Source organism: Pseudokineococcus marinus (genome assembly GCF_013004605.1).
GTDB classification, from domain to species: Bacteria; Actinomycetota; Actinomycetes; order Actinomycetales; family Quadrisphaeraceae; genus Pseudokineococcus; species Pseudokineococcus marinus.
In genome coordinates this window covers 1-1,538 of sequence record NZ_JABEMA010000493.1, presented here as the reverse complement: position 1 = coordinate 1,538, position 1,538 = coordinate 1, and the positions used below count along the sequence as shown (strand labels likewise).

The following is a 1,538-nucleotide window of genomic DNA, read 5'->3' as shown; positions in this document are numbered from 1 at the left end:
GGCGCACGGCCGCAGGACGAGCACCGCCGGGCCTCCCGGCGGCTCCGCCTCGACCGCGGCGCGCAGGGCGGCGAGGAGGGCCGCCTCCAGCAGCGCGACGGGCGAGCGGCCCGGGGCCACGGCGCCGACCCGGTCGGACAGGGCCTCGAGCACCGGGCGCACGAGCCCGGTCCAGGCCTCGACGACGCCCCCCACGGCCATGTGCGCCTCGAGGAGCCGCTGGCACTCCCCCGCCTGCAGCGCCATCGCCGCGCGCGCCAGGGACCGCACCGACGGGGTGGCGCCCCGCGGGGCCGGCGCCTCGCCACGGCCGCGCGCCGGAGGAGTCGAGGCGGCGTGGGCGGGGACCTCGGCGGCAGGAGGCGGACCGGCCTGCGCGGCGGTCGGCGAGGGGGCCTGCGAGGGGGTGGAGGACGACGGGTCGTGCACGGACGGCGCGGCCGACGTCGCGCGGGCGCTCTGGACGGCCACGCGGGCGGCCTCCGCCGGCGAGTAGCCCTCCAGCGTCATGCGCCGCATGACCATGAGCCGCTCGAGGTCCTCGAGGCTGTACTGGCGGTGGGCGCCCGCCGTGTGCGCGGAGGGTCCGAGGTCGTAGCGGCGGGCCCACGTGCGCAGCGTCGCCGGGGCGACGCCGAGGCGGCGCGCCACGGCGGCGACCTTGAGCGTCGGGGCCGCGACCGCTCCGGGGTCCGCTGCCGGCTCCGCCCCCGCGTCCGCTCCGGGGTCACCCTGCTCGTCGCGCCCCGGGGACCGGTCCACCGGTCCGTCGTCGTCCCGGGCAGGCACCGCCTGGACCCCCTCGCGTCGGGTGGGCGCGGGCGCGCCCCCGCCGCCCGCGCCGTCGTCACCGGGCGCCCGCCGGTCGCGGGCCGGGACGGGGGCGTGGGACGGCACGCGCTCACTCTGGCGGCGCGCGCCCCGCCGAGCCAGTCGGCGCGCCCTCGCGGCGCGCTCCTGGACGACCGCTGGCCGTCCGGTGAACAACTCCCGAGCACCGTGGACAGGTCCTTGAACAACTTCTGGATCGGTTGTAGCGTCCACGCCATCGACATCGCGCCACGGTCGGCCCAGCACGGAGCCACCACGGCAGCCCCCTCGGGGGCACGACACCCCAGGAGCTCCCATGGCTGAGATCTCGCGCCTCCCCGGCCCCGTCGCCGACCTCTGGGAGTGGCAGATGCAGGGCGCGTGCCGCGAGGCGGACGACACCCTGTTCTTCCACCCCGAGGGCGAGCGCGGCCCGAGCCGCCGCAACCGCGACAACGCCGCCAAGGCCATCTGCGCCGCCTGCCCGGTGGTGCAGCAGTGCAAGGAGCACGCCCTCGCCGTCCGTGAGCCCTACGGCGTGTGGGGCGGCATGACCGAGGACGAGCGCGAGGCCGAGTACGCGCGCCGCCGCGGCGCCACCCGGGTCCTGCCCCTCGCCAGCTGAGACGAGCCCGGCCCCCGGCGCGACGCGACGAGAGCCCCGCACCCACCGGGTGCGGGGCTCTCGCGCGTCCGGGGCCGCTGCCGCGGCGGGGCGGCAGCGCCCC

General features: G+C 79.5%; 2 protein-coding genes. One reads left to right on the top strand and one right to left on the bottom strand.

Annotated elements, in window-relative coordinates; translation table 11 throughout:
• Nucleotides 1–651: MerR family transcriptional regulator (locus HLB09_RS20215; protein WP_212771299.1), on the bottom strand; the 651-nt coding region annotated here is incomplete at its 3' end.
• Between the two features lie 475 nt (nt 652–1,126).
• On the opposite strand from HLB09_RS20215, the gene HLB09_RS16935 reads away from it, so the two are divergent.
• Complete coding sequence (locus HLB09_RS16935) at nt 1,127–1,435, top strand: WhiB family transcriptional regulator (RefSeq protein ID WP_171204460.1); 309 nt, start codon at nt 1,127–1,129, stop codon at nt 1,433–1,435.
• The last annotated feature ends 103 nt before the right edge of the window (nt 1,436–1,538 follow it).

Coding starts and splice junctions, on each gene's coding strand:
- HLB09_RS16935 (WP_171204460.1), top strand. CDS start 1,127: ATGGCTGAGATCTCGCGCCTCCCCGGCCCCGTCGCCGACCTCTGGGAG.